Annotated in this window: 18 protein-coding genes, 1 tRNA gene and 2 pseudogenes; 15 read left to right on the top strand and 6 right to left on the bottom strand. The window is 29.0% G+C overall.

All coding sequences use genetic code 11. The features are described from left to right. Positions 1–38: 38 nt before the first annotated feature. From cysE to BP769_RS03320, 7 genes and pseudogenes are all read left to right on the top strand, one after another. A pseudogene (gene cysE / locus BP769_RS03350) lies at positions 39–728 on the top strand (serine O-acetyltransferase); the annotation flags it as partial. Positions 729–992: 264 nt separating this feature from the next. Then, complete coding sequence (locus BP769_RS03345) at positions 993–1,370, top strand: transcriptional regulator (RefSeq protein WP_413823961.1); 378 nt, start codon at positions 993–995, stop codon at positions 1,368–1,370. A gap of 160 nt (positions 1,371–1,530) precedes the next feature. Next, positions 1,531–1,602: transfer RNA gene (locus BP769_RS03340), tRNA-Cys, on the top strand. 101 nt (positions 1,603–1,703) lie between these two features. Then, positions 1,704–3,110: a cysteine--tRNA ligase gene (gene cysS / locus BP769_RS03335; protein ID WP_413827457.1), complete on the top strand. Its 1,407-nt coding sequence runs from the start codon at positions 1,704–1,706 to the stop codon at positions 3,108–3,110. A gap of 257 nt (positions 3,111–3,367) precedes the next feature. Further along, positions 3,368–5,464, top strand: coding sequence for an acetate--CoA ligase family protein (locus BP769_RS03330; protein ID WP_413823957.1), 2,097 nt, complete (start codon positions 3,368–3,370; stop codon positions 5,462–5,464). Between the two features lie 310 nt (positions 5,465–5,774). Continuing rightward, positions 5,775–8,228 (top strand): hypothetical protein, encoded by a 2,454-nt coding sequence (locus BP769_RS03325; RefSeq protein WP_413823954.1) that lies wholly within the window; start codon positions 5,775–5,777, stop codon positions 8,226–8,228. 267 nt (positions 8,229–8,495) lie between these two features. Next, positions 8,496–9,818: an O-acetylhomoserine aminocarboxypropyltransferase/cysteine synthase family protein gene (locus tag BP769_RS03320; RefSeq protein ID WP_413823952.1), complete on the top strand. Its 1,323-nt coding sequence runs from the start codon at positions 8,496–8,498 to the stop codon at positions 9,816–9,818. A 133-nt stretch (positions 9,819–9,951) separates the two neighbouring features. Here BP769_RS03320 and BP769_RS03315 read toward each other — a convergent pair whose 3' ends face one another. Next, on the bottom strand, positions 9,952–10,785 hold the full coding sequence (locus BP769_RS03315; protein ID WP_413823950.1) for a DUF4013 domain-containing protein: 834 nt from the start codon (positions 10,783–10,785) through the stop codon (positions 9,952–9,954). 289 nt (positions 10,786–11,074) lie between these two features. Here BP769_RS03315 and nifS point away from each other — a divergent pair, with 289 nt between their 5' ends. Together nifS and nifU are read left to right on the top strand one after the other, a co-directional pair. Continuing rightward, positions 11,075–12,283, top strand: coding sequence for a cysteine desulfurase NifS (nifS, locus tag BP769_RS03310; protein WP_413823975.1), 1,209 nt, complete (start codon positions 11,075–11,077; stop codon positions 12,281–12,283). A 23-nt stretch (positions 12,284–12,306) separates the two neighbouring features. Next, entirely contained in the window at positions 12,307–12,684 is a 378-nt protein-coding gene (gene nifU, locus BP769_RS03305) for a Fe-S cluster assembly scaffold protein NifU (protein ID WP_409197794.1), read from the top strand. 204 nt (positions 12,685–12,888) lie between these two features. On the opposite strand, the gene BP769_RS03300 is transcribed toward nifU, so the two are convergent. The 4 genes from BP769_RS03300 to BP769_RS03285 form a co-directional block, all read right to left on the bottom strand. Continuing rightward, entirely contained in the window at positions 12,889–13,161 is a 273-nt protein-coding gene (locus BP769_RS03300; RefSeq protein ID WP_413823947.1) for a hypothetical protein, read from the bottom strand. A gap of 49 nt (positions 13,162–13,210) precedes the next feature. Further along, positions 13,211–13,486, bottom strand: coding sequence for a hypothetical protein (locus BP769_RS03295; protein ID WP_413823972.1), 276 nt, complete (start codon positions 13,484–13,486; stop codon positions 13,211–13,213). Between the two features lie 530 nt (positions 13,487–14,016). Beyond that, positions 14,017–16,254, bottom strand: a complete 2,238-nt coding sequence (locus BP769_RS03290; RefSeq protein WP_413823945.1) for an OB-fold nucleic acid binding domain-containing protein — start codon at positions 16,252–16,254, stop codon at positions 14,017–14,019. Positions 16,255–16,607: 353 nt separating this feature from the next. Continuing rightward, positions 16,608–16,994, bottom strand: a complete 387-nt coding sequence (locus BP769_RS03285; protein WP_413823943.1) for a desulfoferrodoxin — start codon at positions 16,992–16,994, stop codon at positions 16,608–16,610. Between the two features lie 253 nt (positions 16,995–17,247). Between BP769_RS03285 and BP769_RS03280 the strand changes: the two genes are divergently transcribed. After that, positions 17,248–18,171, top strand: coding sequence for a DUF2121 family protein (locus BP769_RS03280; protein WP_413823941.1), 924 nt, complete (start codon positions 17,248–17,250; stop codon positions 18,169–18,171). A 27-nt stretch (positions 18,172–18,198) separates the two neighbouring features. Beyond that, positions 18,199–19,083 carry an MBL fold metallo-hydrolase gene (locus BP769_RS03275; protein ID WP_413823939.1) on the top strand — a complete coding sequence of 295 codons (885 nt, stop codon included), beginning with the start codon at positions 18,199–18,201 and terminating at the stop codon, positions 19,081–19,083. 13 nt (positions 19,084–19,096) lie between these two features. Here BP769_RS03275 and aroC read toward each other — a convergent pair whose 3' ends face one another. After that, complete coding sequence (aroC, locus tag BP769_RS03270) at positions 19,097–20,230, bottom strand: chorismate synthase (protein ID WP_413823936.1); 1,134 nt, start codon at positions 20,228–20,230, stop codon at positions 19,097–19,099. 170 nt (positions 20,231–20,400) lie between these two features. Between aroC and BP769_RS03265 the strand changes: the two are divergent. The 4 genes and pseudogenes from BP769_RS03265 to BP769_RS03250 all read left to right on the top strand — a co-directional run bounded on the left by BP769_RS03265 (position 20,401) and on the right by BP769_RS03250 (position 24,730). Next, positions 20,401–21,118: pseudogene (locus BP769_RS03265) on the top strand (endonuclease III domain-containing protein). 11 nt (positions 21,119–21,129) lie between these two features. Further along, entirely contained in the window at positions 21,130–22,125 is a 996-nt protein-coding gene (hemB, locus tag BP769_RS03260) for a porphobilinogen synthase (RefSeq protein ID WP_413823934.1), read from the top strand. A gap of 29 nt (positions 22,126–22,154) precedes the next feature. Further along, positions 22,155–23,057: a triphosphoribosyl-dephospho-CoA synthase gene (locus tag BP769_RS03255; RefSeq protein ID WP_413823931.1), complete on the top strand. Its 903-nt coding sequence runs from the start codon at positions 22,155–22,157 to the stop codon at positions 23,055–23,057. Between the two features lie 122 nt (positions 23,058–23,179). Next, on the top strand, positions 23,180–24,730 hold the full coding sequence (locus BP769_RS03250) for a phenylalanine--tRNA ligase subunit alpha (RefSeq protein WP_413823928.1): 1,551 nt from the start codon (positions 23,180–23,182) through the stop codon (positions 24,728–24,730). Positions 24,731–24,741 lie beyond the last annotated feature (11 nt).

Below are 24,741 nucleotides of genomic sequence, written 5' to 3'. Positions count from 1 at the left end.
TTAATTAAAATACAAAAATATTGTGGAGAAACTAAATAATGTTTGAAGGGCTAAAAGAAGATATGAGAGCAGTTAAAGAAAGAGACCCTGCTGCAAGAAATAATATAGAAATATTCTTCTCATATCCAGGACTTCACGCATTATGGTGGTATAAACTATCTCACTGGTTATGGAAAAAAAATCACCACCAACTTGGAAGATTCTTCTCCAATATAGGAAGATTCTTTACTGGAATAGAAATACACCCTGGAGCAACAATAGGGAAAAGATTCTTCATAGACCATGGAATGGGAGTCGTAATAGGAGAAACCACAATAATAGGAAATGATGTTCTATTATACCAAGGAGTAGTGCTTGGAGGAACCAGCCTATCTAAAGGAAAAAGACACCCAACAATTGGTGATGAAGTAGTAGTAGGCTCCGGAGCTAAAGTAATGGGTGATATTACAATTGGTAATGGTGCAAAAATAGGTGCAGGTTCAGTAGTTCTAAAAGACGTACCAGCAGGTGCAACTTGTGTCGGAATTCCAGGTAGAATTGTTAAACAAAAAAGAGAACCAGCATTACTATTAGAACATGCAAAACTACCCGATCCAGTAGCAGATATAATAGACTTATTACTTAAAAGACAAAACGAATTAGAAGAACAAATCGCAGAATTAGATCTTAAACAAAACTTACCAGTAAATAAATTAGACACAGAACCAAATCTTGAAGATGTTTTCCAAACTGAATGTGATGAAATAGATGCAGATAAAGTTATATTTAAAGATAAAAAATCAAAACCTAAAAAATCATATAAAGAAATATTCACTAAAAACAATTCTAACATCTCAGATGATTCACAAGATTATGATACTGTTGCAGATTTAATAAATAAGTTATTAGTCCATCAAAATGAATTAGAACAAGAAATAAAAGATTTAGAAGATAAAATTGAATCATTAAGATATAGATTATAAAAAAAATAATATAAAAGGAGAAGAGAGAAAATGAAACCCCCATGTGAAATGGTAGTATGGTATGTAATACCAGCTATAAGATCAGAGCTTGCAAAAGACTTATTAACTTTAGGTATGAAACAAAAAAAGATATCAGAACTTATGGATATAACTCAACCTGCAGTATCACAATACATTACAGATAAAAGAGGTAGTGGGATAGAGTTTAGTGATGAAGTAAATAATTTAATACAAAGTTTTGCTCAAGATTTATATGATGAAAATGCAACTAAATATGATATTATACCTAGAACTTGTAATATTTGTAAAAAAATTAAAGCAGAAGATATTCTCTGTCAAATCCATAAAACTAAAAGTGATGTTAACTGGGAATGTCATGCATGTTTAGGATCTGATTTAGAGGATTAAAAAAAAAGGAGTAAAAATTTTTCCCCCAATTTTACTTTAATTATATAATTTTTTTAAAATAAGGGAGAAATTTTTTTGGACATGTTCCAAAAACTATTTATAAGATGATAATCAGAATATAGATTGTATCTTATTTTATATGATATTTTAATTTTTCAATGGCAAGATGACCGAGCGGCTTAGGTGCGTGGCTGCAGACCATGATACGGGGGTTCGAATCCCTCTCTTGCCTCTCAATAATATAAACAAATTTTATATATATTTACTAATTTTTAAAAAATTTTTATTCCAATATAAATAATCAATTTAATGATAAAAGGAGATTTAGAAAAAGTGAAAGTATACAGTACAATGACAAGAGAAAAACAAGACTTAAAAACAATAAACAACAAAAGAGTCAAACTTTTTGTCTGTGGACCAACAGTATACGATGATGCACACATAGGTCATGGAAGAACCTACATTTCCTTTGACACAATTAAAAGATACTTAGAATATTCAGGCTACAGTGTCTTCTACATTGAAAACATCACTGATATTGATGATAAAATCATTAATCGTTCTAAAGAAATAGGAATTGACTCAAGTACTCTAGCTAAAAAATATGAAAAAAGATTCATTGAAGACATGCATTCACTAAATGTTCATAAAGTCAATTTATTTGCAAGAGCAACAGATCATATGGATGAAATCATAGACCAAATCACTCGTTTAATAAAGAAAGGTTATGCATATGAAACTGAAGACGGAGTATACTATAACATAGATAAATTTGAAGACTTCGGTAAATTATCCAATCGTAAAATTGATGAATTAGAATCCCACAGAGACATAGCAGATACTGAAAAACACAATCCAAACGATTTTGTCTTATGGAAAAAACGAGAAGCACCAGAATTTGAAGGAGAACCTAAATGGGATTCACCATGGGGTAAAGGAAGACCAGGATGGCATATTGAAGACACAGCTATCACAGAACATTACTTCGGACCACAATATGATGTTCACGGTGGAGGCCTAGATTTAATATTCCCACACCACGAAGCAGAAATTGCCCAAATCGAAGCAGTCAGTGGGAAAAAACCATTAGTCCGTTACTGGATGCACACCGGATTCTTAAACGTCTCCGGGGAAAAAATGAGTAAAAGTCTTGGAAACTTCATAACCATCCGAGAATTACTAAAAGACTGGGATGCAAATGTTTTCCGTTTCTTCGTATTATCCACTCATTACAGAAGCCCAATAGATTTCAGTAAAGACTCCCTACATCAAGCAGAAAAAAGTTTAAATAAAATACAAACATTTAATGAATCATTAAACACATTATTAACAAATGAATTCGAAAATCCTGATGAATTAACTGATAAAATTGTTAATGCTAATCAAAAAGAAGAATTACCATCAAAAATTATGGATAATTTCTTTGACGCAATGGATGATGATTTCAACACTCCTAAAGCTATAAGTTCTATTTTTGAATTTATAAAAGAAATAAAAGATTTAAACACATATTCCATGGGTAATCTTTTAACAATTAAGAAATGGTTTAATGATATAAGTTACATTTTTGGTATAGACTTAAATAATACAGATTCAAGTGAAACTGATTCTAGTAGTGATGATTTACTTGAAATTATTTTAAATATTCGTGAGAAATTACGAGAAAATAAACAATATGACTTATCTGATGAAATTCGTGATGAATTAAATAATCATGGTATTGAAGTTAATGATAGTTAAAAATTATTTTTTTATCTCCTTTTTTTAAGGTTTAATTTTAATTTTCTTTTCTTATTCTTCTTTTTTTATTCAAATAAAAATATTTATATATTATAATAAATTAATTTATTAATAGTAATTTATAATTATTTATCATTATAAATATAAAAAAATATACAAAAATGTATTAAAATCGATATTTGACTTCAATTGATTATTTTTGAAGTATTATTCTATAATTATTTTAAACAAAAATATAATAATAAGGAGTTTAACTTATGAGAGATCTTGAAAAGATGTTTAAACCAGATAGTGTAGGTGTCATTGGAGCATCAAATACCCCCGATAAAGTTGGGCACATAGTAGTCAGTAACCTAATCGAAGATGGTTACAAAGGAGAAATTTACCCAATCAATCCTAAAGGTGGAGAAATATTAGGACTAAAAGCATATACTGATGTAACACAATGTCCAACCGTACCAGATCTTGTTGTAGTAGTAGTGCCTTCTAAGGCAGTAAATCCTTCAGTAAAACAATGTGGAGAATTAGGAGTAAAAAACGTAGTAGTTATAACTGCAGGATTTAAAGAAATCGGTGGAGACGGAGTAAAATTAGAAGAAGAACTAGTCCGCCTAGCAAACGAATACGATATAAGTTTAATAGGACCTAATAGTTTAGGAATTACAGATTCCCACACACCACTAAATGGTTCATTCTCACAAATGATGCCACCAAAAGGAAACATAGCATTCATCAGCCAAAGTGGAGCTATGATGGTAGCAATAATAGATTGGAGTATAACTGCAGGAATAGGATTCAGTAAAGTTATAAGTATAGGAAATAAAGCAGGAGTAACAGAAATAGAATGTATCCAATACTTAGCAGATGATCCAGAAACAGCAGTTGTAATATGTTACTTAGAAAGTATTTCACAAGACCCTAACTTCATTGAAACAATGAGAAAAGTTTCCAGTAAAAAACCAGTAATCATCCTAAAATCTGGTAGTTCACAAGCAGGAGCTGCAGCAGCATCCTCACACACAGGAGCATTAGCAGGAAGTGACGTGGCATTTGACACAGCATTTAAACAATCCGGAATATTCCGTGTACAAACCATGGCAGAATTATTTGATATAGGATTAGCATTCAGTAAATGCCCATTACCTACAGGAAGAAACCTAGCTATAATAACAAATGCAGGTGGAGGAGGAGTAGTATCCGTAGATGCTATGGAAAGAAATGGATTAAACCTCGTAAGCTTTGATGAAGAAACCACTGCAAAACTTAAAGCAGCTGTCCCTGAAGAAGGAAGCGTTAAAAACCCAATTGATGTTTTAGGAGACGCACCAGTAAGCAGATACAAAGAAACACTAGAAATAGTTTTAAGCAGTGATGATGTAGATAGTTTAGTTATTATGGTATGTCCAACAGCATCTGCAGACCCAGATGGAATAGCAAAAGCAATCCTTGAAGGTAATGAAGAATTCAATAAACCTATCATCGTAGTTAACATGGGTGGACCAAGTTTCGATAACGCTAATGATTTACTTAGAAAAAACAGCATACCAACATATGTATTCCCAGAAACTGCAGTAAAAGTAGTGGATTTCCTTGAAAGATTCAATGCAGTACAAGAACGTACCTATGATAATCCAATACAAGCAATCACTGATGTTAATAAAGATAAAGTAAATGAAATTTTCACTAAAGTTAAAGCAGATGGAAGAGATACATTACTCGGTAGCGAAGCTTATGCTGTAGCAAAAGAATACGGTATAGAAGCAGCACCAATAATATTATCCAAATCTCCAGAAGAAGCAGCAAACGTTGCAGAAGAAATGGGATTCCCAGTTGTTTTAAAAATAGCATCAGATAAGATTTTACACAAATCTGATATTGGTGGAGTTCAAGTAGGAATATCCACACGAGACGAAGCAGAAAACAGTTTTAATGAAATCATGGCAAATGCTAAAAAAGCACATCCAGACATAACACCTGATGGAATTGAAGTTCAAAAAATGATGGATTCAGGTATAGAAGTATTAGTTGGTATGATACGTGATGAACAATTCGGTCCAATGATTGCATTCGGTATGGGTGGAGTTTATGTTAACCTTATTGAAGATGCATCATTTAAACTAGCTAATGGTTTAACTTCTGATGAAATCGATGAACAAATAAACAATACAAAAGTAGTGGAATTACTTAAAGGTTTCCGTGGAGAAGCTCCTGGAGACATTGAAAGTGTACGTAATGCTATTAAACGTGTAGCACGTTTAACCATAGATTTCCCAGAAATATCAGAATTAGATATTAACCCTATCTTTGTATATGAAAATGGATCTAGTGCTTTAGATATTAAAATTAAATTATAAAATTTTAATATTCTAACTTTTTTTCCTATTTTTTTTAATCTTAACAAATTTTTAAAGTTTACTTTTTTTTAATTTAATTATCATTTAACATTTTCTTAATCATTTTTTTACTAAAATCATATATAAAATCTTATATATAATCAGGTTTCATACTTATTATAGTATTGTAGAAAAAAGATAAAATTAATATTATCAAAATTTTTTTTTTACAGTTTTCTTTTATTTATTAAAGGGTAAATAAAAGTGTTTTATTCTCATATTTAATTAAAAAAAAAGTGGGAATAAAATTTTAGTTAAAGGGGGAAAATTAATGAAAAATAAGACATTAGCAATGTCTTCATTACTAATCTTAATTATAATATTATGTATCTTACCTGTAACATTTGCTACAGATATAAATACTAATTATACAAGTTCAAATTCTACAAATCTCACGGTTTTAGGAAATAACTTCAGTAGTAGTGAAAATCATAGTTTAAACAATGAACAACAAAATATTCTTAATGATTCTAATCTTAATTCTAAGAAAAACAGTAATACTAAAACCATGTTAACAGGAAATAATATTACAGTTAATTATGGTGCAGGTGAAAATTATACAGTAAGATTAACAAATATTAATGGAAATCCTATTGCAGGACAACATTTATCATTAAATCTCACACGTTTAAGTGATGGTGCAAGTAAGGTTTACTGGGGCACAACTGATACAAATGGTATGGCTAGTTTACAGATTAACTTAGCACCTGGAGTTTATACAGTATACTCAAGTTCTAATATAAATAATGGTTTAAATTACACTTCAAGTGAATCTTTTAACACTATAATTGTAGCTATAAATTCAACATCAAGTCAAAAAAGTACAGTGCTGGTTGTTAAACCTTTTACAAAAGTTTATGGTGCTGGTGAAGATTTCAAAACATTACTTATAGATTCTGAAGGTAATTCTGTTATAGGTAAACATTTAGCATTGACTATCACACGTTTAAGTGATGGTGCAAGTAAGGTTTACTGGGGCACAACAGATATTAAAGGTAAGGTGAATTTACAAATAAACCTTTTTCCTGGCCTTTATAGTATTAATGTGAATTTTATTAATGATAATGAGTATATAGGTAGTTCTGCAATAACTACAATTCTTATAAAACCTTATAATTCTAATCCACTTAAAAATAATAATGTTTCTTATAATGTAAGTGAATTAACAAGTAAATTATCATTAAATATGAATAATTGGCATTATGATTCTATAAATAATGTTTATTATCAATTAGGAATTACTTATTGTGCCGATCCAGATACAAAAAATTATGAATCCCTTGCAATTTATGTTCCAGGTCAATACTTTAATGGGGTTAAAAATTCTTATGGAGTTTATACTTGTAAATGGAATACTACAAATAAAATTAATAATTACAATGTTAAAACAGCACCTATAGTTATGCCTATTCGCACTCCTGAATTTATTGCACAGGAAATTGTAACTAATTATAATGTTAATGAAGTAATTGATTATATTAATTCTGGTTTTGTTTATGTTCATGCAGGATGTCGTGGAGGAGATAATACTTGTGATTATGTTGGTGGGGCTCCTTGGGGAGTTACTGATTTAAAAGCTGCTGTATCCTATTTGAAATTTAATAAGGATATCTTACCAGGTAATACTGAATCTATATTCACATTTGGATTTAGTGGTGGTGGAGCTCAAAGTGCATTAATCGGTGTTAGTGGAGATAGTTCACTATACATTCCATATTTAGAATCAATTGGTGCTGCTATGGTTGATAAAAATGGTGATAATATTTCAGATAGTATTTGTGGATCTATGAGTTGGTGTCCAATATCTAGTTGGGATTATTTTGATGAAGCATATGAATGGAATAATGGCCAATACTCTACAACTGGTGTAAGAGCAAATAATGCATGGACTTCAAGTTTATCTAAAGATTTAGCAAAAGAATTTGCATTCTATATAAATAAATTAGGATTAAAAGATCCTCAAGGTAATTTATTAACTCTTAAAGAGTCTAATAATGGAATTTATACTTCTGGTACATATTATGATTATTTATTGTCTGTTATTGAGGATTCATTAAATAATTATTTAAATGATACTCAATTTGAATTTACACCATTTAAAACTTCTCAAAATTATATTAATTCATTAAATCGTAATGAAGAATGGGTTTTTTATGATGAGTTTACTAATACTGTTAAAATTTCAAGCATTAAAGCTTTTGTAACTTATTGTAAATCTGTTCTTAATATGGTTGGAGTATTTGATAATTTTGCATGTATTTCACCAGTAAATACTTTATTTGGATGTTTTGGATTTAATTCATTGCATTTTAATAAGGTAATGTCAGAAGTATTAACTAATAATTCAATTAAATATTCTAATTATCCAGATTATAATGGTCAATATGCAATTGATTATGCGCATGATTTAAAAGTATTGGATCCATTTAATAATACTGTACAGTCTCGTGTGGATATGTATAATCCTTTATATTATTTGTGTGATTTTTATGAGGGTAGTGGAAGTACTAAGGTTGCTAAATATTGGAGGATATCTTCTGGTATTAATCAGTTAATTGCTTCTTTAAGTGATGAAACTAATTTATATTTGGCTTTAAAACAATGTGATAGTGTTAAGAGTGTTGTTTTTCAGGATGTTTGGAATCAAGATCATGTTTGTGCTGAAAGAAATGGGGATTCAGTTTCTAACTTTATAAGTTGGGTTAATAATTGTTTAAATACTTAAAATTTTTCTATTTTTTTCTATTTTTTTAGGTGGGGGAGGGGTTAGTTTTATATATGATTAATAACAATTGTTATATATTGTTTGATTTTTAAATATTTTCATAAAACTTTTAAAATTTTAAAGTTTTTTTTTAAAACAAAATACTTAACAATTGTTATATTTTTTAAAAGTATAAAACATTTAACTCAAAAAATATAATATATAAAATAGTAACTGATTAAAAAAAAATAATCAAACATATTAAACATAATTAAAGAGGTAAAAATAATGACTAATGATAACAAAAATAACAAAAAAGAATTAGGAGTAGCAACATTAAGTGTTCATGCAGGCCAAGAACAACCAGACCCCGCAACAGGAGCACGAGCCACTCCAATCTATCAAACAGCATCCTATGTATTTAAAGATGCAGAAGAAGCAGCAGGAAGATTCGGATTAACAATTCCTGGACAAATATACTCAAGATTAACCAATCCAACAAATGACGCATTCGAAGCAAGAATAGCAGCAGTAGAAGGAGGAAAATCTGGAATATCTGCAGCAAGTGGATTAGCAGCAATATCCTACGCCCTATTAAACATCACACAACCTGGAGATGACATAGTATCTGCAGACAACTTATACGGAGGAACATTCACCTTATTTGAAACAACCTTCAAAGACCTTGCAAGAAATGTAATATTCGTACCTTCACAAGATATTAATGCATTTAAAGATGCAATCACAGATAAAACAAAAGCAATCTATGTAGAATCCATTGGAAATCCTAAACTTGATGTGCCAGACTTTGAAAAATTAGCAGAAATAGCTCACTCCCATAACATTCCACTTATAGTAGATAATACTTCAGCTGTAGGGTTAGTGCAACCATTAAAACATGGAGCCGATGTAATAGCAGCATCAGCAACTAAATTTGTTGGAGGACATGGAATCGCTGTAGGAGGATATGTAGTAGATAGTGGAAAATTCAACTGGGCAAATGGAAACTTCCCAACACTCTCAGAACCTGATCCATCTTACCATGGATTAGTATTTACTGATTCATTTGGAGAAGACTCTCCATCTGGAAATGTTGCATACACTACACGTATAAGAGCAAGATTACTTAGAGATTTAGGAGCAACACTTGCACCAGTACATAGTTTCATATTCCTTCAAGGATTAGAAACATTAACATTACGTGTTAAAAAACATTCAGAAAATGCTTTAGCTGTAGCAAAACATTTAGAAAATCATCCAAAAGTTAGTTGGGTTAACTATCCTGGACTTGAATCTCATTCATCTCATGAAACTGCACATAAATATTTAGGAGATAATTATGGAGGAATCTTAGGTTTTGGAATTAAAGGTGGATTAGAAGCAGGAAAACAATTTATAGGTAATGTAGAGTTATTATCTCATTTAGCAAATATTGGAGATGCTAAAAGTTTAGTTATTCACCCAGCAAGTACTACTCACCAACAATTAAGTGAAGAGGAACAAGCACAAACTGGGGTAACTCCTGATTTCATTCGTGTTTCTGTTGGAATTGAAGATGTAGAAGATATTATAGCTGATATAGATCAAGCTTTAGATAAAGTAAAAGTATAAATTTTATACTTTATCCTTTTTCACTATTTTATAAATTTTATATTTTAAAAAAAGAATGAGGAGGTTAAAAAAAAGTTTTTATTGACTTTTTTTCTCCTTAAAAAAATTTTATATTTTACTAATTTTTTCTGTTTTATCCTTCATTATAAATTAAACCTACTATTTTATAAATAAATATAAACATGAATGAGGTTACGAATAATGCATTTATGTATCTTCCAATAAATGGGATTAAGTGTAAGTAAGAATTAATTATACCTAAAATAAAGATTATTATTAAAAAGATTATAAGAATTGCAATATATTTTCCCCATCCTATGGAACCTATTTTTTTAATTATAGCTTTAAATGCTAGTCCTTCTTTTAAACTTCCAGTTTCAGCCATACGGCCAGTACCAATAAAAATGAATAATGTCATTATGAATAATAAGATTATTGCACATACTGAAGTGATTACTATTCCATTTATAAAACTATTTAATACTGATTGGGAAATGGTACTAGTTAAATTGTTAACCATTATTGTACTAACTCTTAAACCATTAGAAGTAATGGTTTGAGTACTGCCTGGACTATTTATTAAAGTATTTACTATTTGAGGAAGTGTTGTAAATAATCCACTAAGCCATGCTATTATTAATGTGATTATTGTAGGTATGAGATAATAAATAATACCTAATATTACTACTTTTATTCCATCCATAAAATTTTTAGTTAAATTAAATTTAGGATAATCAGTTTTTCCTTTTATAGTATATTCAGTTACACTTAGGTTGAATCCGAAAAGTATAATGATTATTACAGTTATAGCAATTAATCCTATGATAGCTATTAAACCATTTCGATTAAGATTCATAAAAACATTTATTAAATTACAAATTATTAAGAAAACACCAACAATCATCCAATTTTTCTTATCTAAAATTGGATAAGTTACTGCATCTTTTATTACTTTACTAATACTCATAAAAAAATTCACGCTCCATTTCTTTATTATTATGGGACTAAATTAGCTCAATTTATTTAATTTATAACTATTAATTATTATAAATATTTTATTATTTTATTTTTAAATGATTTATGAGAAAATTGGCAGGATTTAATGTTTTTTGTGACTTCATTTTTTTTTAGATTGGGTAATGCTTTTTTTTAACTGTAATCTTTATATATTAAAACAAATAATATTATAACTATAGTTATATAACAATAGTTATAAAAAATTATTCACAAAAAAACTCACGGAGGAAAAAAATATGATATACATGGACAACTCAGCAACAACTCCAGTCAACCCTGAAGTACTAAAAGAAATGGAACCATTCTACAAAGAAGAATTCGGGAACGCATCAACCTTATACACACTTGGAAGAGAATCCAAAAAAGCACTAAACCTAGCAAGAGAAAGAGTAGCAAACTTAATAAATGCAGAACCAGAAGAAATAAAATTTACAAGTGGAGGAACAGAATCAGACAATTGGGCAATAAAAGGAATAGCATTCCAAAAAAGAAACAAAGGAAAACACATAATAACAAGTGTAATAGAACACCCAGCAGTAAAAAATACTTGTAAATGGTTAGAAAAATTAGGATATGAAATAACATATCTTCCAATCCAAGAAAATGGAATAATAAACATAGAAGACCTAAAAAAAGCTATCAGAGATGACACAATACTCATCAGCATAATGCATGCAAATAATGAAATCGGAACAATACAACCAATAACAGAAATCGGAAAAATAGCAAAAGAAAACAATATAACATTCCATGTAGATGCAGTACAAAGTGTAGGGAAAATACCAGTAGATGTGAAAAAATCAAATATAGACCTACTAAGTATCAGTTCACACAAAATCTACGGACCAAAAGGAATAGGAGCATTATACATTAAAAAAGGAGTAAGACCAGAAGTATTAATCCATGGAGGAGGACAAGAAAACAACCAAAGATCAGGAACAGAAAACATTCCAGGAATAGCAGGATTTGGAAAAGCATGCCAAATAGCAAATGATAATATGAAAGAAAACACAAGAAAATTAACTAAAATCCGAGACAAAATCATAAAAGGAGTACTATCTCAAGTAGACGAAGCCTACCTAAACGGAGACCCAGAAAAAAGATTACCAAACAATATAAACTTCAGATTCTCAGCAATAGAAGGAGAATCATTAGTCCTAATGTTAGATGCTAAAGGAATAGAAGCCTCAACAGGTTCAGCATGTTCATCTCAAAGCTTAGAACCATCATATGTATTAACAAGTTTAGGATTAGAACCAGTAAATGTACATGGATCATTAAGATTAAGTCTAGGCGTGGAAAATACATTAGAAGATGCAGATAAAGTCATAAATGATATAATAAATGTAGTAAACACATTAAGAAGTATGTCACCATTATGGAATAGTAAAAACGGAGAAAGTGACCTATCTATTGCTGGTGATGAAGAATACGGATTATCAAAATAAAATTTTATTGGATGTGATTAAAAATGTATAGTGAAAAAGTAATGGATCATTTTGCAAACCCTAGAAATACCGGAGTAATTGAAAACCCAAGTGGGGAAGGAACAGTTGGAAATCCAACATGTGGAGATTTAATGACAATATACATAACTGTAAATGATGAAAATGTAATAACAGATATTAAATTTAAAACATTTGGTTGTGGAGCAGCAATAGCAACAAGTAGTATGATAACAGAAATGGCAATAGGTAAAACAATAGATGAAGCACTAAAAATTAGTCGAAACGATGTAGCAGAAGAACTAGATGGTCTACCTCCTGTTAAAATGCATTGTTCAAACTTAGCTGCTGATGCATTAACAAAGGCTATAGAAAATTATCAAGAAAAACAAGCAAATGCATAAAAAAAAGTTTTTTTCATTTAAAAAAAAGTTAAATTCTTAAGAATAATCATTTAAAAAATCAATAAAAATTATTTTTTTTTCATTGATTCTTTAAATCTTTTTTCATAATTTTATCGCTAAAAGATTATTTATTTTTATTTTTAATTTAATTTAAAAAGGATCGTATTTTTTTAATTTTTAATTTTAGTTTATTATAAATTTTTTTTATATTGGAACTCCAAATGCTTCAAGCATGGATTGTAAACCTAAAAGGAATATTGCAAGCCCACCAATAAATTCAATATGTCTTGCATATTTAATAGCTACAGTAGTTCCTACAGTACCAACAACTAACCATATAATTACAATAAGTAAACTTAATCCTCCTAATATAATAGGATTAACTCCAGCTACTGCTCCTTGTGATGCTAAAACTAAGTTCTCAATGTTACCAAAAATTAATAATCCTAAAAATGGAGTGTATTCTTTTAAAGACATTTTATTATCATCTCTCTTTACTATAAATTCTTATTTTTTTCCAATATTTTTAAGATTTTTCTCTTACAGCTTCAATCATTGATTGTAAACCTAAAAGGAATATTGCAAGTCCACCAATAAATTCAATTACATTTGCGTATTCCATTGCTAATTGTGTTCCTAAAGTTCCTATAAGTAACCATATAATTACACATATTATACTGATTCCACCTAATTTGTATGGATTCATTCCTTTTGTTACACCCTGGGAAGCTAAGATTAAATTTTCTATGTTACCAAAGATTAACAATCCTAAAAAGGGTAAATATTCTTCTAACGTTTTTATCACCTATAAAAATTATTTGTAAATAATTACTATATATTTTATTCATTATAAAGGTATATGTTTAAACTAGATTTACTATTAAAATATTTCAAGACTTTATATTAATAAATTCTTATATAAAAGCTTAATAAAAGCTTTAACATGAGTTTAATCTTTCAATTACTCTTAATTACACATAAGATTTATTTGTTAATGATTTTAAAAATCGAATCATGAAATTTTTATTAAAATCTAAAAATAAATAAACACATATATCCACTAATAAAATAAAATATCATACTAATTAACATTAATTAAAATAAACAAACTTATCTTCATTTTAAACAGTTTAAAATTATTAAACCATATAATGCTCTAGACTTGATTTAAAATTTAGACTTAAAAATAATTAAATGAAAACTAGGTTTATTAAAAAACAAATCCTTAGTAAAATTATACAGAATATGATAAAATTTTAGAAAAAACAAAAATTATATGTAAATAAAATATAATCAAAAATAAATAAATATAAAAAAAGGGGGAATTAAAATTTATTCCTTTTTAGTTAAAGCCTTAACTTCATCAGCAAAAGTGCTTAAAACATCTTCACTTAAACCTTCAACAAACTTAAGACTACCAGCACATTCATGACCTCCACCATCAAGACCAGATTGAGGAACCTTAACAGCAATCTTAGGAATAACATCATTTAAATTAAATCCAAACATTTCATTAACAGCATCCGTAGCTCTAATAACACCAAAATCAGGACCATAAGCTAAAGTAACAATAGGTTTATCCTCACCAATACTTTGAACAACACTATCATGAACAAAACCACAAGTCTTACCTGGTGCAGGGAAAGTGAACTTATGAGCATATTTCTCAACATCTAAAACATTAAAGTAAATACCATTATCCAATTTACTTCTCTTAAGATTAGGAATAGCAGCTTTCAATTGATTATCAACCCGTCTACGATATTCTTTATATAATGCATTAATCATCTTATCATGCTTATCAATATTATCCACACCAAGAATAGTGTCCATAATTCCACGGCCATTCATGAAACGTAAGAAGTAAGATTCAAAATCAATACATTCAGCAACTTTATCTAATTGTTCCCTATCATAATCCTTTTCACCAGCAAGTTTAATATAATCTTCAGCTTCTTTAGATTCGGCATGATCTCCAACTGCTGCAATACCTGGTAGGTGACTAATAAGATCTTTACATTCAGGATTAATAATATGTGCTACTTCAGTTGCTAAAGCTCCAGCAGTAATTTGAGAATCTCCACCAACAAGATAAGGGTTTACATGAGTATCAACATACTCATCAACTGCAACTTTACCGTCCACAACTTCTCCAGGGAAGTGATGATCAATTACAACAATTTCTATATCATAAATTTTAGCTTGCATTAATGCTACAATATCCTCTTCTGTAGAACCATTATCTAATAAAACAATTAATGGTAATTTTTGTCCATGTCTATCTAAATCTTCAAGTGCAAAACTTAAATCTTTAACAACATCTTCTAATTCATAAAATGGTGCTTTACTTGGAGATCTTTTAAAATAATGATATTCAGCTTCATTATCAGGGTTAATTTCTTTTAAAATAGGAACTACAGCTTTTTCCATAGCTACACCTGAACATATTCCATCTGCATCATTATGGTGTCTAATAAGAATAGTTCTTCCATCAAGAATTGCACGACGAATAGCTTTTGCAGCTTCATACATTTTAGGTCGTAACTTATCTAAAGTTGGACTTTCTATTAAAAAGTCTACATCATCAGGTTGTGCTCTTTCATCTAATGCTTTATCAATTAATACTTTTAAATTTTCAGCATCAGCAGTATCTAATTTTTCAATAGATTGTGATTCGATTTGTATTTTTCCACTATGAGTATTTACTTCTCCAATGATTTCTACAAGATCTTCAATTTCTATTTCAGGGTATGCTCTTACGCCTGCTTCATCAAATGCTGCAGCCCATGTGATTCCAGTTTCATCAGTAATTGTAAAAATTGTTGGACCACTAGTTTGTTGTATTTGAATTACTTGAGCTTGTAATTTAACTATACTTTTTAAGTTATCTTCAGTTAAACTTCCAATTTGTGTTCGTTTAATATCCTTTTTAAGTGTTTTTAACTCATAATGATCTAATCTTGCAGGTGCCATGTCTACTTCATGTTTACGTTCTTTTATTTGTATAACTCGAACGAAAATACTATCTCCTACTTTTTGTTTAGGATTACCTGTTCTCATTAAACCCCAAACTTGATTATTTAAACTTACAAATACTCCATATTTTTCCACACGTGTTACTTTTCCTTTATACACGTTTTCTAATTCTAAATCACTCATTTCACATAATTGATCTAGTACCCAAACAATCTGTTTGTATTTACCTTTATCTTCCTTTTGATTTTCATTTTTCATTTTATCTTCCTTGTTTTTCATATGGCAGTCCCTACAATACTCGTACTTATCATCGATTTCTTTTCCACAGGTTTTACAAACATTTATTTCTCCAGTTCCATGGCATTTTTCACATTCTTCATAAACGTTTATGATTCCTTTACCATGACATTGTTCACATGGTATTTCTTCGGTGGCTTCTAAATCAAAATGTTTTTTTGCTTTTTCATTTATACCTTTAAAATGGTTTTTCATATTAATTGTATCGGCATATCCTGTTCCATCACAATCAGGACAGGTTTTTGTATCTACTGTTATGTGTCCATTACCTTTACAATTAGGGCATGATTTTTTCATAAATTTTTTCCTCTCATAAATATTAAAAAAAATTCAATGATTATATTTAATAATAATTAGTTTTAGAATAAGTTTTAAAAAATAATTATACTAAAATAATTTTTTCTTTATAAATAAATAATACTTATAATAATTTAAAGTATATTTTTTTAATGATTTATAATTTATGGAAAAATATATCTTTTAAAATTTTAAAAATCTAATTTATAAAAATCTTTTTTTAAAAATAGAATATAAGAATATAATTAAAATAGCTAATTAAAATAAAAGAACAATTTTTTTTTAGTACTATATTTCAATTAGCTAAAAAACTTTTTTTTTTATTAATTTAAAATATTTTATTTAATTTATTTTTATGAATTCCAAAGACCGTGAACTGTACAATATTCAATTGCTTCACAGTCAGCTACATCAGCACATACATCAAATTCTGCTTTAGGTTCGTCACCTGGTTTGAAAGTTGCAAAGTAAGATTTACCATTAACTTTTAATTCAACAAAAGCAATATAATGTTCATCTTCCATTGGATGAGTTACTTCTCCAACTTCTACAACAATTTTATCCCCTTCTTTTTTAATAATAGGGATGTGTTTTACTCCACCTTCTTCTAATTGTCTAGGTTCAAGTAATTCCATTGCTTGGCCACAGCAGGATAATTCTCCGCCACCAACTGCAGTTACAACAACAATGTTTCCACATACATTACATCTATAAATTTGGAATACTTCACTTACTGCCATATTAATTCATCTCCTATTTTTAAAATTATTTTTCAGTCCATTAAAAAAATTATTTTCAATAAACTTTTTTTTTTAGACTGTTAAAGTTTAGTTTGTAACTACATAAATAAATAATTATTTATTTTAAAATAAAATTAAGTTATGAACAAATCAATTTTTCAAAACAAATTATATAAGTAATATAATAAACAAAATCTAAAAATAATTATATTCTAAAATAAGTATGAAAAAATAGTTTAGGGATGTTATAAAATTGAGTTTAATAATAGCTTATATAGGTAAAAAAGGATGTGTAATGGCTAGTGATAAAAGAAGAATAGCGTATTTCGGAGATGCATCTGCAAGAGAAAAATTAGAAGAAGAACTATACACTGGAGAATTAACCTCAGATGAAGAATTAAAAAATAGAGCATCACAATTAGGTATTTCCATAAAAATTACAGAAGATGCAGCTAAAATTAAAAGTGTAGAAGGAACCGTAATGGGTGAAGTTATCACAAAAGGAACAAATGAAACCCGAAGAAAAAGAATTTATGGAACAACCAATGGATACCAAATATTAGAACTTTTAGGATCCAAAGTAACATCTAGAGAATCAGGAAACAGTAGTATAATCCTATTTGGTAATAAAATCACAAAAAATTTAGCAAATAATTTGTTAAAAGCCTACTGGAAACCATCCTACAGTTTAAAATATATGGGAGATATATTTAAGAAAATATTAAGAGAAATATCCCAAAAAACACCCTCAGTAAGTCAAGAATCAGATGTAATATTAGTACAAAAGAATTTAAATTCAAAAGATTCACAAACTTATCTAAATGAAGTTATACAAAGAGATTTAAAATTATTAGGTAAATTCAGAAATCAATTAAAAGAAGATTTAATGGAAAAAACACGAACCATAGAATTAGCAAGAACAATTGTGAATGAAGGAGAAATTGGGGATGTTGTGAGTATTGAAGGCAATATGGTTCAAGTTAAACTAAATAAAAATATTCAAGCTTTTGATGGGAATTGGAAACTTTTAGTAGGTCCTGGTGAAAATGTTATAATGTTTTTTGATATTGATAAAGATGTGAAAATAGGGGATAAAGTAGTAATTTCAAATGAAGAATTATGCACACTTCGAAATAAAACAAGTTTAAAATGTGATATAATCTTATGTAATATTTAAAAAAATTATAAATGGGGAATGTATTCGATGAAAATAACATTTTTAGGGTCTGGTGGTGGTAGATTTGCCACTATTAGTCAAAAAAGAATGACTGGAGGGTTTCGGATTGATGATTTTGCAGGGAAAAATTATTATATTGACCCCGGTCCTGGAGCATTAGTTCGCTCATATCAATTCGGTTTAAATCCAACAACAATAGATGGAGTTTTTGTCTCACATACGCATACTGATCATTATAATGATGCTGAAATATTAATCGAGGCAATGACTAGAGGTATGACTAAAAATTATGGAGTGATTATGGGTAGTCAAAGTGTTTGTGAAGGATATAAAAAATGGGGTCCTGCAATCAGTGATTATCATAAAAGTAAATCTTTAAATATAGTGTTAAAACCTGGAGAAGTTAAAAGAACTAAAGACTTCACAATTAAAGGAACAAAAACAATTCATGGAGATCCAACAGGTGTAGGTTTTCAAATGAAAGCAGGTAATATCACTGTATCTTATACTTCAGATACTAAATATTTCCCTGAATTATATAAATATCATAAAGATGCTGATATACTTATAGCAAGTGTTTTACGTCCTGGAACTAAATCTATTAAGGGGCATATGTGTACAAATAATTTCTCAAACCTTGTAAATGAAGTTAAACCTAAATTAGCTATTATGACACATTTTGGATTTAAAATGTTAAACAGTAATCCAGTAAATGAGGCAAAAAAAGTTATGCGAAAAACTGGTGTGAAAACTATTGCAGCTTTTGATGGGTTAAAAATTGATATTGATGAAAATAATATTGAAAAATCTAAATATAGTGCTTTAAAAAATCATTTAATGAAAAATAGTAATTTTAATGAGGTTTTTCCATCTGATGTTGAGGAGAAAAAACCTAAAAAAATTTTTAAATAAAGAATAATTATTTTTAGAAACTTGTTTTCTTAATATTACATGGATTAATAAATCCACTTCTTATCATATGATCTGCAAGTACAATTGCTGTTGCAGATTCGCTTACAATAGTTACTCTTGGACATATACATGGATCATGGCGTCCTTCAATAAGTACTGGATTGTTCTCTTTTTCTTTAAGATTTACAGTATTTTGTAGTTTACTTATGCTAGGTGTAGGTTTAATAGCAATACGTGAAATTATTGGCATACCATCACTCATACCACCAAGTATTCCTCCACAATTATTAGTAGTTGTGATAACATCTCTTTTTAAGTTGATATCCTTTTTATCAATCATTGGGTTAAGTATGAATTCATCATTATTTTCACTTCCAAAATTACTTGCAACTTCAAAACCAGCACCAATTTCAACACCTTTAACTGCATTAATTTCCATTAAAGCTTTAGCTAAATCTCCATCTAATTTTCCATAGACTGGTTCACCTAATCCAGTTGGAACACCAGTAGCTATAGTTTCAACAATTCCACCTACACTATCACCAGAATCTTTACATTCTAAAATCAATTTTTCCATTCTTTTTGCAGCATTATTATCAGCACAACGAACAGGATTTAATTTAACTTTCTTATGGATTTCATTTAAAGGTATATCTTCAGCTACAACATTCCCAATCTGAGTAACATGTGAAATGATTTCAATCCCATGAGTTTTTAATAATTTCTTAGCTATAGCTCCTCCAATAACCTGTCCAATAGTGGTTCTACCACTACCACGGCCTCCACCATTATAATCATAGTTACCATATTTACTATACCAACAATAATCCCCATGACCGGGACGAGGAACATTTTTAAGATTACTATAATCTTTAGAATGTTGATTACTATTTAAAACAATACATGCAATTGGTGTTCCATCTGTTCGTCCCTCAAATATTCCAGATAAAATTTCAACATGATCTTTCTCATTTCTCTGACTAGTTAATTTGCTAGTTCCAGGTCGTCTTTTATTCAACTCTATCTGAATATCTTTTTCATTTAATTCTAAATTAGCTGGACATCCATCAACTACTGCCCCTAATGCTCGACCATGGGAAGAACCAAAAGTAGTTATTTGAAACATTTTTCCTGTAGTATTCACCATATAAACATCATTTCCATAATTTTTTTTAGTATAAATAAAATAAAATTAATATTATAATATACAAACTAATATAAATTTTATATTAAGTCATATTTAAACAATATTATAATATATAATAATTAATTTTTAAAAAACAATCAAAAAAAATTAAGAATTAGGATTATTTTTATATGAAAACTAATGAAAATATTTTAAATATAATCTATAAAATACTGCTTGAAAAATATGATTATCAAGGATGGTGGCCATTTCTAAATTATGATGGTGTTAATCCAACAAAAACAGGCAGTATATCAGGTTATCATCCCAGGCCTTTATAATTTCCCAAAGACAGAATCACAAAAAGTTGAAATAATTATGGGAAGTGTATTAACCCAAAATACTTCTTGGCCAAGTGTTGTTAAATCATTAAAAAACTTAAATCAAAAAATAGATTTAACAGCACCTGAAATTCTAAATTATGCTTATAATAATGAAGAGAATTTTAAAGAATCTATAAAACCTAGTGGTTACTATAATCAGAAATATAATTATATTATTAATGTTTTAGAGTTTTATCAAGACTTAAACAGTCAAATTCCAACAAGAAAAGAAATATTAAATGTTAAGGGAGTGGGGAATGAAACTGCTGATTCTATTCTTTTATTTGCATATAAGCAGAAAGAATTCATAGTAGATACATATCTTAAAAGAATATTCATTAATTTAGGTTTAATAGGGCCTAAAGATAATTATATGAAAATTAAAAAATTTTTTCAAAATAATTTTAAAGGTTCAGTAAATGATTATCAAGAATATCATTCACTAATTGATGAACATGCTAAAAATTATTATAATAAAAAACCATATGGTTTAAATGACAATTTATTAAAAAAATTTAAAAAATAGGGGAAAAAATTATGGATTTTCCAACAACTAGAATGAGAAGATTACGAAAAAATGAAGCTATACGTGATATGGTTCGCGAAACAAAACTTTTAAAAGAAGATTTAATCTATCCAATCTTTGTTAAAGATGGATTAGAAAATGGTAAAAAAGAACCAATTCCAACAATGCCTGATGAATACCGGTACAGTATAGATGATGCAGTGGAATATGCTAAAACATTAGAAAACAAAGGTTTAAAATCAATAATAGTTTTCGGAGTACCATTAACTGATGAAAAAGATGAAATAGGTACACCAGCATTTAAATCTACAGGAATTGTTCAAAAAACTATTCGTAAATTAAAAGCTGAAACAAATCTCGTAGTAATAGGAGATGTATGTTTATGTCAATACACCTCACATGGTCACTGTGGATTAATAACTGAAGATGAAAACTGTGATAATAATTTAAAAATCTTAAATGATGAATCATTAGAATATTTATGTAAAGTAGCAGTAAGTCAAGCAGAAGCAGGAGCAGATATTGTAGCACCATCAGACATGATGGATGGTAGAGTAAGTGCAATTAGAGAAGCTTTAGATGAAAATGGTTATGATGATGTAATAATTATGGCTTACTCAGCTAAATATGCTTCAACATTTTATGCACCTTTCAGAGACGCAGCTTGCAGTGCTCCAGGTGAAGGAAATCGTAAGAGTTATCAAATGGATCCAGCAAACAGTAATGAAGCTTTACGAGAAGTAGAATTAGATATATTAGAAGGTGCAGATATTGTAATGGTCAAACCTGCAATTCCATGTTTAGATATTATTAACCGTGTAAGTGAAAATTTCAACATGCCAATAGCTACTTATAGTGTGAGTGGAGAATATTCTATGCTTAAAACAGCAATTAAAGCAGGAGTTTTACCTGAAGAATCCATAATGGAAGCTATGATAGCAATAAAAAGAGCAGGGGCAGAATTAATAATAACTAACTTTGCACCTGAATTATTAGACAAATTATAAAAATAAATTAATAAAGGAGTTAAATTTTAATGTTAAAACCAGAACTCATAGGTAAAATATCATCAATATCAAGTGTTTTAGAAGTAAGTGGATATCCAAAACCTGGAAACGTTCACCGTACACGAGACTTTTTTGACATGTCCTTTGAAGATTTCCTTATCAGTGGAGTAGTAACACAAAACATCATTACCTCCTCAGCAACACAAGCAAAAGAAATACTTAAAGATAATGATTATAGTAAAGCACATATAGGTAAATATATTTTAGAAGCAGTTAAAGAAACTGATAATTGGATAAAAAATAATACTAACCTCGGTATCATGATGTTAGAAGTTCCAATAGCTCAAGCTGCAAGTATTAGTAATGATTTTACAGAAATACAAGAAAATATTGGAAAATTATTAGATGCTACAACAGTGGAAGATGCAGTAAACCTTTATGATGCAATAAATCTTGCAAGTGCTGGAGGAATGGGTGAACAAGAAGAGTATGATGTTCAAAGTGACAATGCAAAAGATGAACTTCGCAAAAATAATCAAACCATGTATGATGTACTGGAAATTTCTGCAGGTTGGGATCAATTAGCATTTGAATTAACAAACAAAATGCCAAAAATCTTCGATATAGGATTCAAAACTTTTGATGAATTAAGAAAAGATAAAAGAACCAACACAGCAACAGTTCAAACATTCTTAACATTACTTTCAAAAGTACCAGATACTTTAATTAGCCGTAAATATGGTGAAGAAGAAGCATCAAAAGTTAGTGAAAGTGCTAAAACTTTACTAAACGAATATGGTGAAGAATATTTTGATAAAGATTTAAACTACTTTGATGACTATCTTTATGAAAACAATTACAATCCAGGAACCACAGCAGATTTAACAGCTGCAAGTATAATGTTAAGCTACTTAAAAGATGAAATGGAATAAAAAAATATTTAAAATTATTTTTTTATAACACTTCTATTTTAAAAAAAATATATAAACTTATTAAAACAAAAACATTATTATTCTATTTTATATTAAAAATTTTTTTTACGGTTGAACATAAAATGAGCGACGATATTACAAAAATTATTAATGAATTACATATTTACGAAAAAAAACTCTTAAAAGAGTTAGAAAAAGACGAAAACATAACACCAGATAAAATAGCTGAAAACACAGGTATGGATATTAAATCAGTTATGAGTGCAGCAGGATCTCTTGCATCAAAAAATATAATAATCATGGAAAAAGATGTAGAAGAACATTTCCAACTAACCTCTGATGGCGCACTATTTGCAGATGAAGGTCTACCAGAACGTAGAGTAATTAATGTACTAAAAGAAAAGAAACAAATACCAATGAAAGACCTTATGGGCGAAGCAGGATTGCAAAAATTTGAAGTCAACATTGCAATGGGTTGGTTAGTTCGTAAACACTGGGCTAAAATTGATAAAGGTGTAATAAGTATAACTGAAGAAGGGGAAAATGCATTTAATAATTTAGGATCTGATGAAGAATTACTTAGCCTCTTAAAAATTAAACATATAATAAACCCATTCGAATTACCTAATAATCTACTAAAAGGATTAAATGAATTAAAAAACCGTAAAAATTTATTAAAAGATACTAAAAAAGTAGATCACTCATTCAAATTAACACCATTAGGTTCAAAAATTTTAGAAACAGGAATAACCATAAAAGAACAAGCAACACAATTAACCCATGAACAATTAGAAAGTGGAGAATATGAAAAATTATCATACCGTCCCTATGATATTAATGCAGAATCACCAAACATATTCCCAGGTAAAATGCATCCACTTAGAAAAATCATAGAAGAAATACGTGATATATTCTTAAACATGGGATTTACAGAATCAGATGGAGATATATTAAACAGTGCATTCTGGAATTTCGATTCACTCTTCCAACCACAAGACCATGCAGCACGTGAAATGCAAGATACATTTTATGTTAAAAACCCAGCACGTGTAGATTTACCAGATAAAGAATTAGTTGAACGTGTAGCAAGCACTCACGAAGACGGAGGAGAAACTTCATCTGAAGGTTGGGGTTATAAATGGGATGTAGAAGTTGCAAAACAATCAGTACTAAGAACTCACACAACAGGAATCAGTACAAAATATTTAGAAAGTCATGAACCTCCATTTAAAATGTTCAGTGTAGGTCGAGTATTCCGTAGAGAAACAATTAATTATAAACACTTACCAGAATTCCATCAAGTAGAAGGAGTAGTAGCTGGTGAAAACATTAATTTCCAAAACCTTTTAGGAATCTTAAGAGAATTTTATAAAAAATTAGGATTCACACAAGTACGTTTCAGACCAGCATATTTCCCTTACACTTACCTAAGTATAGAAACTGAAGTATTCTTTGAAGAAAAAGATTCATGGATAGAATTAGGTGGAGCTGGAATGTTCCGTCCTGAAGTATTAAAACCATTAGGAATAGATACTCCGGCATTAGCATTCGGTTTAGGAATTGAAAGATTAGCAATGTTACGTTATGATATAAATGATATAAGAATGCTATATAAAAGTGATATCAAATGGTTAAGAGAACTACCATTAGATAAAGGAATCAAATTAGATTAAAAAAAAAGAAT

Origin of the sequence: Methanobrevibacter sp. UBA417, from assembly GCF_002508845.1 — an archaeon.
GTDB lineage: Archaea > Methanobacteriota > Methanobacteria > Methanobacteriales > Methanobacteriaceae > Methanobrevibacter_A > Methanobrevibacter_A acididurans.
The sequence above is the reverse complement of the archived record's forward strand: the minus strand, read 5'-3'. Positions and strand labels throughout refer to the sequence as shown.

Coding starts and splice junctions, on each gene's coding strand:
- BP769_RS03345 (WP_413823961.1), top strand. CDS start 993: ATGAAACCCCCATGTGAAATGGTAGTATGGTATGTAATACCAGCTATA.
- BP769_RS03330 (WP_413823957.1), top strand. CDS start 3,368: ATGAGAGATCTTGAAAAGATGTTTAAACCAGATAGTGTAGGTGTCATT.
- BP769_RS03325 (WP_413823954.1), top strand. CDS start 5,775: ATGAAAAATAAGACATTAGCAATGTCTTCATTACTAATCTTAATTATA.
- BP769_RS03320 (WP_413823952.1), top strand. CDS start 8,496: ATGACTAATGATAACAAAAATAACAAAAAAGAATTAGGAGTAGCAACA.
- BP769_RS03315 (WP_413823950.1), bottom strand. CDS start 10,785: ATGAGTATTAGTAAAGTAATAAAAGATGCAGTAACTTATCCAATTTTA.
- nifU (WP_409197794.1), top strand. CDS start 12,307: ATGTATAGTGAAAAAGTAATGGATCATTTTGCAAACCCTAGAAATACC.
- BP769_RS03300 (WP_413823947.1), bottom strand. CDS start 13,161: ATGTCTTTAAAAGAATACACTCCATTTTTAGGATTATTAATTTTTGGT.
- BP769_RS03290 (WP_413823945.1), bottom strand. CDS start 16,254: ATGAAAAAATCATGCCCTAATTGTAAAGGTAATGGACACATAACAGTA.
- BP769_RS03285 (WP_413823943.1), bottom strand. CDS start 16,994: ATGGCAGTAAGTGAAGTATTCCAAATTTATAGATGTAATGTATGTGGA.
- BP769_RS03275 (WP_413823939.1), top strand. CDS start 18,199: ATGAAAATAACATTTTTAGGGTCTGGTGGTGGTAGATTTGCCACTATT.
- aroC (WP_413823936.1), bottom strand. CDS start 20,230: ATGGTGAATACTACAGGAAAAATGTTTCAAATAACTACTTTTGGTTCT.
- hemB (WP_413823934.1), top strand. CDS start 21,130: ATGGATTTTCCAACAACTAGAATGAGAAGATTACGAAAAAATGAAGCT.
- BP769_RS03255 (WP_413823931.1), top strand. CDS start 22,155: ATGTTAAAACCAGAACTCATAGGTAAAATATCATCAATATCAAGTGTT.
- BP769_RS03250 (WP_413823928.1), top strand. CDS start 23,180: ATGAGCGACGATATTACAAAAATTATTAATGAATTACATATTTACGAA.